Below are 15,685 nucleotides of genomic sequence, written 5' to 3'. Positions count from 1 at the left end.
CGCTTCGCATACGCTTCAGGGCGCAGAGCGGGCCGCACAAGCTTTGCTGGAGTTCAGGTATTCAGCATTCGACGACGTTGACGGCGAGGCCGCCCATCGCGGTTTCCTTGTACTTATGGGACATGTCCTTGCCCGTCTCACGCATCGTCACGATCACCTCATCAAGGGACACCCGATGCGTCCCATCACCCCACAACGCCATCTTCGCCGCGTTGATCGCCTTCGCCGCAGCAATCGCGTTCCGCTCAATACACGGAATCTGCACCAACCCACCAATCGGATCACACGTCAAACCCAGGTTGTGCTCCATCGCGATCTCCGCCGCGTTCTCCACCTGCGCCGGAGAACCACCCATCACCTCAGCCAACCCCGCAGCAGCCATCGACGACGCAGACCCCACCTCACCCTGACACCCCACCTCAGCACCGGAAATCGAGGCCTGCTCCTTATACAACACACCCACCGCACCAGCAGCCAACAAGAACCGCACCACCACATCATCCCGATCAGCCTGGGACGCCTGATCCATCCCCGGCGCATAATGCAACGCGTAATACAAAACCGCCGGAATGATCCCCGCCGCACCATTCGTCGGAGCCGTCACCACCCGGCCACCGGACGCGTTCTCCTCATTGACCGCCAGGGCGATCAGGTTCACCCACTCCTGCCAATACTTCGGATCATTCCGGTCCTTGTCCTCCTTCAACAACCGCTCCAACCAATCCGGCGCACGACGACGGACCCGCAACCCACCCGGCAGCACACCCTCACGCTTCAAACTGGTCTCAACACAGGCCTCCATCACCGCCCAGATATGCAGCAAACCCTCCCGGATCTCCTCCTCAGACCGGGACGCCCGCTCATTGATCAACATGATCTCGGAAATCCCCAAGCCCTTCGACGAGCACCGGCCCAACAACTCCGCCGCCGTCCGAAACGGCAACGGCAACTCCGCCTTGGACTCCTCCAACTCAGCCCGCGCCGCGGACTCCTCACCCTCCCGGACAATGAACCCACCACCCACCGAGAAAAACGTCGCCTCCCGCAACACGTTCCCCTCAGCATCAGACACAGCAAACTTCATCCCATTCGTATGCCGCGGCAACACCGTCAACGGATGCAACACCATATCCTCAACGGAGTACTCCAGGAGCACGTCCCCGGCGAGGTTGAGCTTGCCCGTGTCCGTGATCGAAGCCAGGCGTTCTGCAACCTCGTCGGGCAGGATCAGCTCAGGCTCGTAGCCCTCCAAACCCAGCAAGGTCGCCGTGAAAGTGCCGTGCCCCTTACCTGTCGCAGCCAAGGACCCATACAGGTCAACGCGCAACGAAGCCACCGAGCCCAGGACCCCGGACTCCTTGAGTTCCCGGGCGAACACGGCCCCGGCACGCATCGGCCCCACAGTATGAGAGCTTGACGGGCCGATGCCCACAGAGAACAGATCGAAAACACCAACAGCCATGGCCGGGATCCTCTCGGGGTTGAAGGAAAAAAGCAGAGGGAGAAAAGCAAGAAGGTGGGGGCCGGGCCAAATCCCGAGCCAAGGCGGCCCAGCCCCCGTGGAGGTCCCAGTGCGGACCTCCAAACCCGGTGTTGATGTGAGGCATCCGTTCCCAGCGAATGCCCCACCCGGGAGATCAATGTGCACCTGATGCACCGCAGCCCGTCACGCCAACGGCCCGTCGGGGCCGACGTCCGCCTCACCCAACAGCCCGCGTCACCAACGGCCCGTCGGGGCCGACGTCCTCTGCGGGGTCGGTCGCAGTTGCACCCGCTGGGCGGATGCGATGCTCCCTTGGACGCCCGCTGCCGGACGCCGCCCCCAAAGGGGCCGCTCGCGAACTCACCCGTTTCGGGGCGCCGCTGCAAAACATGCCACGCGCACGGCACACCCCGCAGCCAACCCCCGAATCGGCCAAACAACATGCCCCCAACCCAGCCCGCGCCCGAGGAACACCCTCGGCAGCCAGACCCTCCAACACAAGCCAACGAACGACACTCCGCACATGCTCACTACCCCGCGAGCGGACCACCCGGCCCAGCCACCCCATCCGGGGTAATCCCGGATCTGGCGACGAGACCCCCGCACGCCTGCCCCTATGGGCCTGACATCCGGCAGCGGGCGTCTAAGGGAGCGTCACGTCCGCCCAGCGGGCGTCTTCGCGACCGAGCCCGCAGAGGATGTCAGGCCCATCGGGCCGACGGGCCGAGACGCGAGACTCAGCCCAGGTTCGCAACCCCCGGATAAAGAGGATGGGCCTCAGCCAGGGCTTCGACGCGGTGACGCAACCCGGAGAGGTCCGTGTCGGCGTCGGCGATCAACGCTTCGGCGATGATGTCCGCAACCTCGCGGAAGGCCGCTTCGCCGAACCCGCGGGTCGCGAGTGCGGGGGTGCCGATGCGCAGGCCGGAGGTGACCATGGGCGGGCGCGGGTCGAAGGGGACGGCGTTGCGGTTGACGGTGATGTCGATCGCGGCGAGCCGGTCTTCGGCCTGCTGGCCGTCGAGTTCGCAGTTGCGCAGGTCCACGAGGACCAGGTGCACATCCGTGCCGCCGCTGACCACGGAGATACCTGCCGTGGCGACGTCGGGCTGGACCAGGCGTTCGGCGAGGATCCGGGCACCTGCCAGAACACGGGACTGGCGCTCACGGAATTCCTCGGACGCAGCGATCTTGAAGGCCACGGCCTTGCCCGCGATCACGTGCTCCAGGGGTCCACCCTGCTGGCCGGGGAAGACTGCGGAGTTGATCTTCTTGGCGATGTCGGCGTCGTTGGAAAGGATGATGCCGCCGCGCGGACCGGCGAGGGTCTTGTGCGTCGTGGAAGTCGTCACGTGCGCGTGCGGGACCGGAGACGGGTGCAGGCCCGCGGCCACGAGGCCCGCGAAGTGGGCCATGTCCACCATCAGGTAGGCACCCACGGAGTCGGCGATCCGACGGAACTCGGCGAAGTCCAACTGCCGCGCGTAAGCGGACCAGCCGGCCACGATGAGTGCGGGCTTGTGTTCCTGCGCCAGTGCCTCCACCTCGGCCATGTCCACGGTGTGGGTGTCCTCGCGGACGCCGTACGGGACCACGTTGTAGAGCTTGCCGGAGAAGTTGATCCGCATGCCGTGGGTCAGGTGTCCGCCGTGGGCCAGGTTGAGGCCCATGATGGTGTCGCCCGGCTTGATGAGGGCGTGCATCACGGAGGCGTTGGCCTGCGCACCGGAGTGCGGCTGCACGTTCGCGTACTCGGCGCCAAACAGCGACTTGATGCGGTCGATCGCGAGTTGCTCGATCACATCAACGTGCTCGCAGCCACCGTAGTAGCGCTTGCCCGGGTAACCCTCGGCGTACTTGTTGGTCAGTACCGAACCCTGCGCCTGCATCACGGCAACCGCGGTGTGGTTCTCGGACGCGATCATTTCCAGGCCACCGCGCTGGCGACCCAGTTCGTCGTCGATCTTTGCGGCGATCTCGGGGTCAAGCGCGGCCAAGTCGGCGTCCAACGACGGCGACACAACCTGCTCGAACTCACTCACAGAAACGGCGTTCACAGTTCGCCTCCGTTGGCTGCTGCGTACTCCTCGGCCGTCATGAGCGGGCCCTCTTCGGTGGCGGCCACCTTGAAGAGCCAGCCCGCACCGTAGGGGTCGTTGTTGATGAGTGCCGGATCGTCGACGACGGCGTCGTTGATCTCGGTCACCTCACCGGTCACGGGCGAGTAAAGGTCGGACACGGACTTGGTGGACTCCACCTCACCGCAGGTCTCCCCCGCAGTGACAGTTGAACCAACCTCAGGCAGGTCCACGTACACAATGTCGCCCAGGGCATCGGCGGCCACGGCGGAGATCCCTATCCCCACAGGCCCACCCCCATCAACGGCAACCCACTCGTGCTCAGCCGAGTACTTCAGTTCAGCAACTACCTTGCTCATTTCAATTCCTTCTCTCACTGGTTCGTAAAAACTTTGTTGGCTGGTTAGAACGGCGGAGCGAACTCCTCCGCGTGCTCGGTCGCGAGGACACGGGACCCGACGGGCCAGGTGACCGCGGCGGCCGGGCTACTTTTGGCGCTTGTAGAACGGCAGCGCGACAACCTCAAACGGCTCGGCTTTTCCGCGGAGGTCGACGTCGACGATCGTGCCAACCTCGGAATGTTCGACGTCGACATACGCCAACGCCACCGGGTAACCGAGCGTCGGGCTCGGCTGACCTGAGGTCACCTCACCGATCAGGGAACCGTCCTTGAGGACCGAGTAGTGACCACGGGCTGCGCGACGTCCGGCGCCCTTGAGGCCGACGAGCTTCTGCCCGATGGTGGACCCAACACCGGCAGCCTTGAGGGCAGCCAACGCTTCCTTGCCAACAAAGTCGCTTTCCTTGGCCAGGGCCACCACGGGTCCGAGCCCGGCGGCGTAGGCGTTGACGTGGCGGGAGAGTTCGTTGCCGTAGAGCGGCATTCCGGCTTCGAGGCGGAGGGAGTCGCGGGCGGCGAGACCGGCGGGAATCAGCCTGTGGCCTTCGCCGGCCTCGAGCAGCGCCTCCCAGAGCGAGGGAGCGTCCGCGTTCGGGACGTAGATCTCGAACCCGTCTTCGCCGGTGTACCCGGTGCGGGCCAGCAGCAGCTCGTCCCCGGCGATCGAGACCTCAACAGCGGCGTAGTACTTGAGCTCGGTGACGAGGGAGTGCTGTTCGGCCCGGACCAGCTTCAGCAGGATCGCTTCGGCATGTGGACCCTGGACCGCGATGAGCGACGTCTCAGCCGAGGCGTCCTCAACAACAACGTCGAACCCGGCGGCGCGCTCGGCCAGTGCCGCAGCAACCACCTTGGCGTTGCCCGCGTTCGGCACCACCAGGAACTTCTCCGGACCTCGACGGTACGTAATGAGGTCATCGATGATCCCGCCGTCGGCGTTGCAGATCAGCGAATACTTGGCCTTGCCGTCGGCGATCGCGGACAGCTTGCCCACCAGCGCGTAGTCCAGGAACGCAGCGGCTTCGGGGCCGCTGACCCAGACTTCGCCCATGTGGGAGAGGTCGAAGAGACCGGCGGACTGACGCACGGCGTGGTGCTCGGCGAGCTCGGACTCGTACTTAAGGGGCATCTGCCAGCCGCCGAAGTCCGTGAAGGAGGCGCCGGCTTTTTTGTGCTGCTCGTAGAGAGCGGTGTAGTTCTCAGTCATGTCGGGAATCCTTAGTTCTCAAAGTCTTCGAGCGGAGGGCAGGAGCACACGAGGTTGCGGTCGCCGGCGGCGCCGTCGATGCGCCCCACGGGCGGGAAGTACTTGTCCTGCTTGAGGCTCGGTACCGGGAAGGCAGCCTGCTCACGCGGGTAGTCGCGCTCCCAGACGGAACTTACGACGGCGGCTGCCGTGTGCGGCGCGTTGCGAAGCGGGGAATCCTCCACGGAGAAGTCACCGGCCGCAACCTGCTCGATCTCGGCGCGGATGGTGATCATGGCTTCGATGAAGCGGTCGATCTCCGCGAGGTCCTCGGACTCGGTGGGCTCAACCATCAGCGTGCCTGCAACCGGGAACGCCAGCGTCGGTGCGTGGAAACCGAAGTCGATGAGGCGCTTGGCCACGTCCTCGGCCGTAACACCGGTGCGGGCGGTCAGTTCACGGAGGTCCAGGATGCACTCGTGGGCCACAAGCCCACCTTCACCGGTGTACAGAATCGGGAAGTGCTCATCCAAGCGGGAAGCCACGTAGTTCGCGGCCAGGAGCGCCGACTTGGTGGCCTCGGTCAGTCCTTCGCCGCCCATGAGCTTCACATAGGCCCAGGAAATCGGCAGCACGCCGGCCGAGCCGAAGCGCGAAGCCGAGATGGCCACACCACCCTCCGAGGATGAAGAAGCGTTGTTCGCATCGCCCGGCATGAACGGAGCCAGGTGCGCCTTCGCAGCGACCGGGCCAACACCGGGTCCACCGCCACCGTGGGGGATGCAGAAGGTCTTGTGCAGGTTCAGGTGGGACACGTCCCCGCCGAACTTGCCAGGCTGTGCCAAGCCAACGAGTGCGTTGAGGTTGGCACCGTCAACGTACACCTGGCCGCCGGCCTCGTGCACGGCATCGCACACCTCAACAACGTCGGCATCGTAGACGCCGTGAGTGGAGGGGTACGTGATCATGATGCAGGACAGCACATCGCGGTTGGCTTCGATCTTCGCCGTGAGGTCGGAGTGATCGATGGTGCCATCAGAGGCAGTGGCCACCACAACAACCTTCATGCCAGCCAGCACAGCCGAAGCAGCGTTCGTACCGTGGGCAGAAGCCGGAATCAAGCAGACGTTGCGCTGCTCATCGCCACGGGACAGGTGGTAGCCGCGGATCGCGAGCAGGCCTGCAAGCTCACCTTGTGAACCGGCGTTCGGCTGGATGGAGACCTGGTCGTAGCCGGTGATCTCCGTCAGGTCGGCTTCCAAACCGGTAATCAGCTCGCGCCAACCCTCGGTTTGGTGGTCCGGAGCGAACGGGTGGATCGAAGCGAACTCCGGCCAGGAAATGGCTTCCATCTCAGCCGTAGCGTTGAGCTTCATGGTGCACGAACCCAACGGGATCATGGTCCGGTCCAGCGCGAGGTCCCGGTCGGACAGCTTGCGGATATAGCGCAACAGCTGCGTCTCGGAACGGTGCGTGTTGAACACGGGGTGCTGCAGGAAATCGGAGGTACGGACCACGTCAGAAGGCAGCTCGAACCCTGCAGCGTCCCCTACCGGACCGGCGCCAAAGGCGACGGCGACCGCGGAGAGGACCTCCGGCGTCGTGGTTTCATCAACCGAGACGCCCACGGTGTCCTCATCGATGTGGCGGAGGTTGATGCCGCGTGCCTCGGCGGCACCGATCACCTTCGAAGCCTTGCCGGGCACGCGGACCGTGAGGGTATCGAAGAAGGAGTCGGACACGAGTTCGCGGCCGGCCTTCTGCAGGGTCGTGGCCAGGACACGGGCGTGGCCGTGGACGGTCTCCGCGATCGCCTTCAGTCCGTCGGGGCCGTGGTAGACCGCGTACATCGACGCGACGATCGCGAGCAAAGCCTGGGCCGTGCAGATGTTGGACGTGGCCTTCTCGCGGCGGATGTGCTGCTCACGGGTCTGGAGCGCCAAGCGGTACGCGGGCACGCCGGCGTTGTCCTTGGACACGCCCACGATGCGGCCCGGAAGCGTGCGCTCCATGCCGTTCCGGACAGCCATGTAGGCAGCGTGCGGGCCGCCAAAGAACAGCGGCACACCGAAGCGCTGCGCGGTTCCGACGGCGATGTCCGCGCCCTGTTCGCCCGGGGGCGTGATGAGGGTGAGCGCCAGCAAATCGGCAGCGACCGTGACCAGGGCACCGCGTTCCTTCGCCTCAGCGATCACGGGGGCGTGGTTGAAGACCCGGCCGGAAACGCCCGGCTGCTGCAGGACGATGCCGTTGATGTCGCCGTCGGGCAAGCCTGCCGAGAGGTCCGCAACCAGAACCTCGAAGCCGAGCGCCTCGGCGCGGCCCTTGACGATGGCGATGGTCTGCGGGAGGAGGTCGGCGTCCAGGACGGTCTTGCCGTCCTTCACAGCTTTGTTAGCCCGGCGCATGAGCAACACGGCCTCGGCCACGGCAGTGGCTTCGTCCAGCAGGGAAGCGTTGGCGATCGGAAGCCCGGTGAGGTCCTGGACCATGGTCTGGAAGTTGAGCAGCGCTTCGAGCCGGCCCTGCGAAATCTCGGGCTGGTACGGGGTGTAAGCGGTGTACCAGGCGGGGGCTTCGAGGATGTTGCGGCGGATCACCGGCGGGGTCACGGTGTCGTAGTAGCCCTGGCCGATCATCTGAACGGCGGTCTTGTTCTTCGCGGCCAGCTTGCGCAGCTCGGCCAGCACCTGGACCTCGCTCAGCGCCTTCTGCAGCGTGAGGGGCGAAGCCTGGCGGATGGAATCGGGAACAGCCACGTCCACCAGACCGTCGACAGAGTCATAGCCGATGGCCTTGAGCATGGTCTCAACATCGGCCTGGCGGCGGGCGCCGATATGCCGGTCCGCGAAAGCGGTTGGGGAGGATTGAACAGTCAAGAGGAACTCCAGGATTCAGGCGCCCGTTGAGCGCCACGGTGAATATGGGTTCCTCCCCGCTCTGTATTGGACCTGAGAGATTCCGTGGACTTGGTTGTCCACTTGCACCGTCGGTGAGCCCGGTTGCCCGGACTGCTTTCCAGAGTTGCCTAACCGCGGCGGTACATGGGCCTGAGAGATTCCTGGGGAGGATTTGCTCCTACGGCGCCTGACTGGATGTACCGGCAGGGCTCTCCCGCCGCAGATCAAAAGCGTTTGCGCCACCTCAGTGACACGCTTCACACCATAGCGGGTCATTCCGAAAAAGCGCAAGGCGGGTGTTTCCCGCGGGGCCTAGCCGTGCATCGCTTCGTGAATCTGCAACGCCAACCAAAGCTGCGCCAGCGTTGACGTCTCTCCCATGTCCAGCCCCGTCAGCTCGCCGATTTTCCGGATCCGGTAGATGATGGTTTGCCGGTGCGTGAAGAGCGTGGAGGCCGTTTTTTGCCATGACCGCTGCGAGTCCAGATAGGTCTTCAGCGTGACCATGAGATCGCCGTCCTGCCGCTGCTCATACTCGAAAATGGGCCCGAGAAGGCGCTGGACCAACGCAGTTCCCTCCTCGAATCCGGTCAGTCCCAACCAGCTGGGCCCCTCCGCGTACCGGGCCAATCCAAGCTTGTTCGCTTTCGCCGATCCCAGCGCCCACAACGACTCCTGCTGGGCTTGCTGAAGGCCACCTACCGCGGACGCGGAACTCACGCCGATGGTGGTTCCCAACCCCGCGCAGTGGACCAGCAGCTCGTCAGCCACGTCAGCCGCGACCACCACGTGCAGCCGGTCGTTCCGCCTCAAGGAGGCCGCCGAAGTCCCGTGCCGCCAGAGTTCGATGTGCACGTTGGCCAGCCGATCGCCGTCGTCCGCCGACATCGAGGCGACCACAAAACCCTGGGGAGGAACCTCGAAAGCCTCCAGCCGCCGTTCCATCTCCGCCGTCCCCAGGCGCCCGTCGAGCGCCTGCAGGAGGAACTCCCCGGCGAGCCGGTGCCGGCCCTCGAGCGAGAGGACGATGCGCGCCAACTGCAGTCCCAGCACGGTTGCGGCATGCAAAAGCACGACGGCGTCAGGGTGCGGTTCGCTGCCAGGCAGCACCACCAGGAGCGCGTTCGCGTGGGTGGGAATGTCCATGGTCAGGACGTGCCTGCCTCGGATCCGGTGCCACTGGAAGTTCTTGCCCGCAACCGAGACCTGGCCCGGGTGCGGCGACCATTCCTCCACAAGGAACTCCGGAAGCGGCTGCCCCTCGGGGTGCCACGGATGGAGGCAACGGCGGTCCACCACGAACAGCTCCGAATCCAGCTCCGTGGCCAACCTCAGGACCAAACTTTGCCAATGGTCCTCCGACGCTCCGGCCGTGCGGAGGAGGTCGTACACGCGGGCCGTTTGCCGCAAGCGCCGGGACTCTTCAAGCAGCGACGACTCCGCCACGGACCGCGCAATCGCGATGAACGGCAGCGGGTACGGGATGTTGATCAGCGGCAGGGCGAGCCGGTCGCAGGCCCGCAGGAATTCCGGTTGCAGCTCCGGCGCATGCATCTTCTCGCCGATGGCCAACGCACTGGCGCCCGAATCCACCAAGGCTTCGGCGAGCGCCACTTGCCCGTCCGCGTCGGCGGGGATGGAGAGCCCGTTGGTCATCATGAGCTCGCCGCCGGTGACCCACTCCCACAGCCTGGGCAGGTCTGAAGTGTGGGCCCAGGTGATGCGGTTGCCGGCTCCGCTGGAACCTGCCAGCAGGCTGAGTCCGAGCTGCGGCTCGGCCACGAGTTCGGCGACGGTGATGGCCATGGATGAGGACTCCTGGGTGCTTGTTTTCGGGACGGTTAGACGTTTGTCTAAACGCCTCGACCATTTGTAGTCAATGTACCGCTATCCGCCGTGATGCGCGTCACCAAGAATTGAGATATGCACTTCCCGCTCAACGGCGAGCGCCCCAGCTACTCGAAGGATCAAGCCATGACAACGCACCAGCCCATCGGCCCCGTGGACGCAACCAAGGTTCCCCGCTACGCAGGCCTCGGCACCTTCGCCCGACTCCCCCAAATCGACCGCGTCCCCGACTACGACATCGCCATTGTGGGTGTGCCGTTCGACGGCGGAACCTCCTTCCGGCCCGGCGCCCGTTTCGGTCCTGCCGCAGTCCGCGAGGCCTCCCGGCTGCTCCGTCCGGGCTACCACCCGGAGCTCGACGTCGAGCCGGTGTACGAAGCCCAGGTGGTGGACGCCGGGGACATCGCCTGCACTCCCTATGACATCACCCGGGCTGTCCGCGAGATCGAGGAGCAGGCCCTGCCGCTCATCAGCGAAGAGAAGCGGCTCATCTCGATCGGCGGCGACCACACCATTGCCCTGCCGATGCTGCGGGCACTGAACAAGGTCCACGGCCCGGTGGCGCTGCTGCACTTCGACGCTCACCTGGACACATGGGACACCTACTTCGACCAGCCCATCACGCACGGCACCATCTTCCGCCGGGCGTTCGAGGAGGGCCTGCTGGTGGAGGACAAGTCCATGCATGTCGGTATCCGCGGACCTGTGTATGACCGCAACGACTTCCTCCGCGACCACGAGTTCGGCTTCCAGATCATCCGCTGCTCGGACCTGGATGTCATCGGCGTTCCGGCGGCGATCGAACGCGTCAAGGAGCGGCTGGGCGACACCCCGGTGTACGTCTCCATCGACATCGATGTCCTGGATCCCTCCTACGCCCCCGGCACCGGCACTCCGGAGATGGGCGGGCTCCACTCCCGCGAACTCCTTGCCCTGCTCCGCGGCCTGGACGGCATCAACATCGTGGGCGCCGACGTCGTCGAAGTCGCACCGGCCTACGACCATGCGGACATCACCACCGTAGCCGCGGCAACCCTCGTCTTCGATCTGCTGGCCCTCATGGTCAACCGCAGCAAGGCCTCGGAGCTCCGTGAACTGGAGACGGCTTCGCGGAGTGCGTCATGAGCACCCCCGTCACCGAGGTCCCACGGACGGAAGTTCCACGGCTTGAGGACAAGACCATCCAGCCGATTCCCTTGAACGAACGGCACGGCAAGGCCAGGGACCTGTTCACCATCTGGTTCGGTTCCAACATCATGATCATGACCATCGTGACCGGCGGACTGGCCACCACGGTGTTCGGCCTGAGCTTCGTTCCCGCGATCATCGGGATCATCATCGGCAACCTCCTGGGTGGGATCTTCATGGCCCTGCACTCCGCCCAGGGACCGCAGCTTGGGGTGGCCCAGATGATCCAGACCCGCGGCCAGTTCGGCTCTTTCGGAGCCTTGCTGATCGTCGTGATCGTCGTGGTGATGTATGTAGGCTTCTTCGCAGCCAACCTCGTCTTCGGCGGAGAAGCAATGGCGGCCGTGAGCCCGGGCATCAGCGTGGACGCGGGCATCATCATCATCGGCGTGGTCAGCGTGATCGCCACGATCTTCGGGTACCGCCTCATCCATGCCTACGCCCGCGTTCTCAGCATCGCGGCCGGCTTGGCTCTCCTGTTGTCCTTCGGCTGGATCCTGATGGTTGATGGACTTCCTGCCAACTTCCTGGAGCAAGGCAACTTCAACTGGGTTGGCTTCATGGGAACCGTTTCGGTCTCCGCCCTGTGGCAACTGGCCTACGCGCCCTACGTCTCGGACTATTCCCGCTACATGCCGCAGGGTACGGGATCGGCTCCGGCCTTCTGGGCTTCCTACTCGGGTTGTGTGTTGGGAACCCTGTTCCCCATGATCCTCGGCGCACTGGTGGGGACCCTCGCGGTGGCCATGAGCTCCGGCGACATCGAGATCGTCGGCAGCCTGGGGGCGCTGCTCCAGCCGTGGACGTTGATCATCGTGGGCATCTTCTGCCTGGGGGTCGCGGCGTCCAACGCCATGAACCTCTACTGCGGCGTGCTGTGCGCACTGACCATCGGCCAGACGTTCAAACCCAGTTGGCTCCCCCGGGCAAAAACCCGCAGCGTCGCCGCCGTCGTACTCTTCACCTTGGCGGTCCTGATCGCGCTGTTCGCCCGCGACAACTTCATTGTCTTCTACACCAACTTCCTGTCCTTCCTGATGTACGTCCTGGTCCCGTGGACCGCCATCAACCTGGTGGACTACTACCTGCTGCGGCACGGCGACTACCGCGTGGAGGACTTCTTCAAGCGCGACGGCGGCGTGTACGGGCGGTTCAATTGGGTCGCCATCGGCTCGTACATAGCAGGCGCCCTGATCCAGGTTCCCTTCACCGCGACGGCGATCTACACGGGTCCCCTGGCAGCGGCCATGGGAGGCGTGGATATCTCGTGGATCGTCGGACTGGTGGTCGTTGCCCCGCTCTACTACGTTGCGGCCCGGGTTTTCCGGAAGAAGACAGAAGCCGCCCCCTTTCCATCCAGCTCCCTCACCGCCGACCTCATCTGACCCGGCCTCATCTGACCAGACCTCATCTGAAAGCGAAGCATCATGACCACCACCCAGTCCGAGACGTTCACCGTCCACCGTGCCGACTCCGCAGGCGCCGATGTTTCGGCCCTCATTCCTCCCGCGGGCCACTTCATCGCCGGATCCTTCGTCCCGAGCGTCGTTGCCGGCAACCCGATCGACGTCGTCAACCCGGCCACCGAGGAAATCATCACCTCCGTCCAGGCGGGCACCGCGGCCGATGTGGACGCCGCCGTGGAAGCCGCCGTCGTCGCCCAAAAATCCTGGGGCAACACCACCCCGAAGGAACGTGCCGACGTCCTGAACCTCATCGCGAACATCATCGAAGCCAACCGGGAAGCGTTAGAAGTCATCGAGTCCGCCAACACCGGCAAACCGCGGGCCGTCGCAGAAGACGATGTCACCAGCACCATCGATACCTTCCGTTTCATGGCCGGCGCCTCCCGGACCCTGACCTCCATGGCGGGCGGGGACTACGCAACGGACCACACGTCCGTGATCCTGCGGGAACCGGTGGGCGTGGTTGGCGTCATCACCCCGTGGAACTACCCGCTCCTGATGGCTGCGTGGAAGATCGCACCCATCCTGGCTGCCGGCAACAGCATCGTCATGAAGCCCTCGGAACAGACGCCGCTCTCCACGCTGAAGCTCGTCGAACTCCTGGCCGGACGCATCCCGGACGGCATCCTCAACGTCGTGACCGGCCAGGGCCGCACGGTGGGCCAGCGGCTGTCCGAACACCCGGACATCGCCCTGGTTGCCCTGACCGGCAGCGTCGTTAGCGGCCAGGCCGTTGCCGAAACGGCAGCCCGTTCGGTCAAGCGCGTCCACCTTGAGCTGGGCGGCAAGGCTCCCGTGGTGGTGTTCCCCGACGCCGACCTCCGGGCTGCCGCTGCCGGCGTCCGGAACGCCGGATACTGGAACGCCGGGCAGGACTGCGGCGCGGCCTGCCGCGTGCTGGTCCACGAGTCGGTGGCTGAGGAATTCACCCAGTACTTGGTGCAAGAAGTCAGCACCCTGGTGGTCGGCGCACCCGATGCCGGCGAGGACGTGGAACTCGGCCCCATGATTTCCCGGCCTCACTTTGAGCGCGTCAAGGAAGCCCTGGAAGAAGCCCGCGCTGCAGGACTGACCATCGCTGTTGGTGGTTCCGCGATTGAGGGCACGGGTTTCTTCATTGAGCCGACCGTCATCACCGGCGTTCCGGCCGGGGCACCCATTGCCACACACGAAATCTTCGGCCCCGTGGTCACGGTTGAAACCTTTAGCACCACAGAGGAAGCAGTCACCCGCGCCAATGAGAGTCCCTATGGCCTCTCCGCCTCCGTGTGGACCAAGGATTCCAGCCTCTCGCTGCGGGTCCCGAAGCAACTGGACTTCGGCACAGTCTGGGTGAACGCCCACTTGGTCCTCGCCAACGAGGTGCCGTGGGGCGGATTCAAAGGTTCGGGCTATGGTCGCGACCTCTCGCTCTACGCCCTGGACGACTACTCCCGGACCAAGCACGTCATGATTAACCACGGCGCGTGAAGCACCACCAACGCGAAACCAGAGAAGCAATGGAGCTTGTGAAATGACCACCGTGAACCCGATCGTTCCCCCGGCACCTTCTGCCGCAACACCCTCGGCCCCCTTCCAGACAGAGGTGCCGTGGACCAACTGGGGCGGGAACCAGACCTCGACGCCGGCCTTCACCGTCCAGCCCCGGAACGAGGAGGAAGCACTCGACGCCGTCCGCTTCGCCATCCGCGAGGGCCTGCCGGTGCGCGCCGTCGGCTCGGGGCACTCGTCCTCTCCCTTGGTACAGACCGGCGGCGTCCTCCTGGACATGTCCCAGCTCACGGGAATCACCGGAACCGATCGCTTGAATCGGCGGGCCAGGGCCCTGGCCGGGACCACCATCAACGCTTTCGGCGACCCGCTCTGGGAGCAGGGCCTGGCGCTCAGCAACCAGGGCGACATCGACAAGCAGCAGATCGCGGGCGCCTTGGCAACCAGCACCCACGGATCCGGCAAGGATCTGGGGAGCTTCTCCTCCAAACTGCGCTGGGTGAAGCTCATCAACGGTTACGGCGAGATCGTGGAGATCGGCGAGGGCCAGCTCCGCGAACTCCGGGCAGCCCAGGTGGCGTTGGGAACCCTCGGCATCTTCCTCGAAGTGGAGTTGGCCGTGGAGGACAGCTACTACCTGCAGGAAGAAATCACCTATCCCACGTGGTCCGAGACGGCGGCTACCTGGCAGGAAGACATCGACTCCAACCGGCACTACTCCTTCCTTTGGTGCCCCGAAGAGGACTCCTGCGAGCTCCTGGACCTCCCCCGTTCGCCGGACCACAACATGGCCAACCGGAGCTACACCAAGCGGTACAACGTGGTGGACCTGAAGGACGAGTCGGGCATCTCCACCATCGAGGGCGCGCGCCTGGACCGTTCATACCGGATCTACCCCGGCGGGTTCACCACGCAGTTCCATGAGCTCGAGTACTTCGTCCGCAGCGAGGACGGCCTGGCCGCCGTCGAAGCCATCCAGGACCTGATCCGCTCCAAGCACCCGGACCAGAAGTACCCCGTGGAAGTCCGCTGGGTGAAGGCGGATGAGGCCTACATGTCGCAGTTCCAGGGCCGCGACAGCACGGTAATCACGCTCACCACCAAGCCCGGGACCGACTACTGGCAGTTCTTCCGCGACGCCGACGCTGTGCTGCAGGACTTCGAGCCGCGGGCGCACTGGGGCAAGATCCACTTCATGACCCGGAGCCGCTTGGAGCGCCTGTACCCGGAACTGGACACTTTCCTCCAAGTTCGCCGCGAATTCGACCCCCGCGGTATCTTCCTCAACGACCACACGCGGGCCCTGTTCGGCTGAGCGGCCACCCCCTGAGCGGCCACCCCCTGAGGCGGTCACCCCGCAACCACGACGTCGGCACCCACCCGGGTGCCGACGTCGTTCGCTTGTCGGCCGGAGGTAGCCGGGCGCCGCCTCTGGGATAACGGCACCCGGACCCCCAGCGGGTGCCCAATGTATGCCATCGGCCCATCCCACGAGGGGATTGGCCGGCCCGGCATGCGTGCGGTCCCGCCACCATTAGTAAAGTTGCTTACTATCCCTGCGCGCACGAGTAGTCGGTACTCGTGTTTTTGGACTCCCGGCCGCCGACTACGTGGACGGTGAGCGTCATCTTCCGAACTGGCCATC

At 65.0% G+C, this 15,685-nt stretch carries 10 protein-coding genes and 1 riboswitch; of the genes, 4 read left to right on the top strand and 6 right to left on the bottom strand.

The features are described 5' to 3' along the window. Positions 1 to 61 precede the first annotated feature (61 nt). The 6 genes from ACFVSJ_RS06510 to ACFVSJ_RS06485 form a co-directional block, all read right to left on the bottom strand. Positions 62 to 1,462, bottom strand: coding sequence for an L-serine ammonia-lyase (locus tag ACFVSJ_RS06510; RefSeq protein ID WP_387435296.1), 1,401 nt, complete (start codon positions 1,460 to 1,462; stop codon positions 62 to 64). A 758-nt stretch (positions 1,463 to 2,220) separates the two neighbouring features. Then, positions 2,221 to 3,540, bottom strand: a complete 1,320-nt coding sequence (gene glyA / locus ACFVSJ_RS06505; protein ID WP_387435294.1) for a serine hydroxymethyltransferase — start codon at positions 3,538 to 3,540, stop codon at positions 2,221 to 2,223. After that, entirely contained in the window at positions 3,537 to 3,920 is a 384-nt protein-coding gene (gcvH, locus tag ACFVSJ_RS06500; protein ID WP_387435293.1) for a glycine cleavage system protein GcvH, read from the bottom strand. Before gcvH ends, glyA begins: the two co-directional genes overlap by 4 nt. Before the next feature lie 126 nt (positions 3,921 to 4,046). Further along, entirely contained in the window at positions 4,047 to 5,168 is a 1,122-nt protein-coding gene (gene gcvT, locus ACFVSJ_RS06495) for a glycine cleavage system aminomethyltransferase GcvT (RefSeq protein WP_387435291.1), read from the bottom strand. An 11-nt stretch (positions 5,169 to 5,179) separates the two neighbouring features. After that, complete coding sequence (gene gcvP, locus ACFVSJ_RS06490; protein ID WP_387435290.1) at positions 5,180 to 8,026, bottom strand: aminomethyl-transferring glycine dehydrogenase; 2,847 nt, start codon at positions 8,024 to 8,026, stop codon at positions 5,180 to 5,182. 149 nt (positions 8,027 to 8,175) lie between these two features. Continuing rightward, positions 8,176 to 8,274: riboswitch (glycine riboswitch) on the bottom strand. An 85-nt stretch (positions 8,275 to 8,359) separates the two neighbouring features. Further along, a complete protein-coding gene (locus ACFVSJ_RS06485) occupies positions 8,360 to 9,853 on the bottom strand; it encodes a PucR family transcriptional regulator (protein ID WP_387435288.1) in 1,494 nt (497 codons plus the stop codon). Between the two features lie 168 nt (positions 9,854 to 10,021). On the opposite strand from ACFVSJ_RS06485, the gene speB reads away from it, so the two are divergent. From speB to ACFVSJ_RS06465, 4 genes are read left to right on the top strand one after another with little or no spacing between them, the layout of a single operon-like run. Then, positions 10,022 to 11,020, top strand: a complete 999-nt coding sequence (gene speB / locus ACFVSJ_RS06480) for an agmatinase (RefSeq protein ID WP_387435286.1) — start codon at positions 10,022 to 10,024, stop codon at positions 11,018 to 11,020. After that, positions 11,017 to 12,468, top strand: coding sequence for a purine-cytosine permease family protein (locus tag ACFVSJ_RS06475; RefSeq protein ID WP_387435284.1), 1,452 nt, complete (start codon positions 11,017 to 11,019; stop codon positions 12,466 to 12,468). The genes speB and ACFVSJ_RS06475 overlap by 4 nt, the downstream gene beginning before the upstream one ends. Positions 12,469 to 12,510: 42 nt before the next feature. Continuing rightward, a complete protein-coding gene (locus ACFVSJ_RS06470) occupies positions 12,511 to 14,019 on the top strand; it encodes an aldehyde dehydrogenase family protein (protein ID WP_387435282.1) in 1,509 nt (502 codons plus the stop codon). A 43-nt stretch (positions 14,020 to 14,062) separates the two neighbouring features. Beyond that, positions 14,063 to 15,355 (top strand): D-arabinono-1,4-lactone oxidase, encoded by a 1,293-nt coding sequence (locus ACFVSJ_RS06465; RefSeq protein WP_387435280.1) that lies wholly within the window; start codon positions 14,063 to 14,065, stop codon positions 15,353 to 15,355. The last annotated feature ends 330 nt before the right edge of the window (positions 15,356 to 15,685 follow it).

Source organism: Paenarthrobacter sp. NPDC058040 (assembly GCF_042885775.1).
Taxonomy (GTDB): Bacteria; Actinomycetota; Actinomycetes; order Actinomycetales; family Micrococcaceae; genus Arthrobacter.
This window is presented reverse-complemented; position numbering and strand designations above follow the sequence as displayed.